This is a genomic window from Sphingomonas sp. CCH9-E2 (assembly GCF_001557215.1).
Taxonomy (GTDB): domain Bacteria; phylum Pseudomonadota; class Alphaproteobacteria; order Sphingomonadales; family Sphingomonadaceae; genus Sphingomonas.
In genome coordinates this window covers 1-882 of sequence record NZ_LSJM01000386.1, presented here as the reverse complement: position 1 = coordinate 882, position 882 = coordinate 1, and the positions used below count along the sequence as shown (strand labels likewise).

Sequence of the window (882 nt, the reverse complement as noted above, 5' to 3'; positions counted from 1 at the left end):
GCCCAAAACCGTCCCCCCTGCCGCGAAGTCGCCGACACCCCGCACATCACCATCGACCCACAGGCCGCGACCCAACTCGCCGATATCGGCCTCGACCGCACCGCCATCTTCGCCCGGATGCGCGAGACCTCGATCCCCGAAACGATGGGCTGCTGGGCGATGCCGGTCGGCAATTTCGACTCGATGCTGGTCTCGGTCGGCATGTCGCAGTGGAATTACGGCACCGGCAGCCTGCAACCCGTCCTCACCGCCTGGCGCGACAGCTTCAACAGCCGCCGCCGCTTCAAGCGCACGTTGCGCGAACTCGCGCCAAGCTACGGCAAGCTGTTCTTCTCGAAGGACTGCCTCAAGACCCCCGTCCGCCAGAAGTGCCGCGACGGCATCCTCGCGGCGCATGGCCCGGACGGCAAACTCAACCCGACCGCCATCGCCGAACTCACCGCGATCTTCGACCATGACGCGATGCTTCAGGTCCAGACCGACACCTATGTCGCCCTGCTCCTCGAAGTCCGCGCCGAACTCTTCCGCCTCTGGCCCTCCGGCCCGATCACCGCGCGCAAGGTCAAATGGGCGATCGACACCCGCGTCCAGCAAAAGACATTGCCGGGCGACGAAGACGCCGCCCGCCTCCGCCGCAAGCTCGCCGACCTCACCCCCGAACAGCGCCCGCAGCGGCTCAAGGCCATGCTCGCCTGGTATCAGGGCCTCAGCGAAGCGGTCGATCAGGACGGCGTCAGCCGCGACTATGCCTGGAACGTCGCGCAATGGACCTGCCTGATCGACGCCGGCCAGATCGACGACGAACAGTATGAGCTGCTCCACCTCACCTATCTGCGCAGCCGCACCGCCACCGGCAACTCGGGCCGATGGCAAGCCCTCACC

The 882-nt window shown here is 66.8% G+C and carries 1 protein-coding gene; it reads left to right on the top strand.

The features are described 5' to 3' along the window. The coding region (locus tag AX681_RS22640; protein WP_082749587.1) for a hypothetical protein at positions 1-882 on the top strand (882 nt) is incomplete at both ends.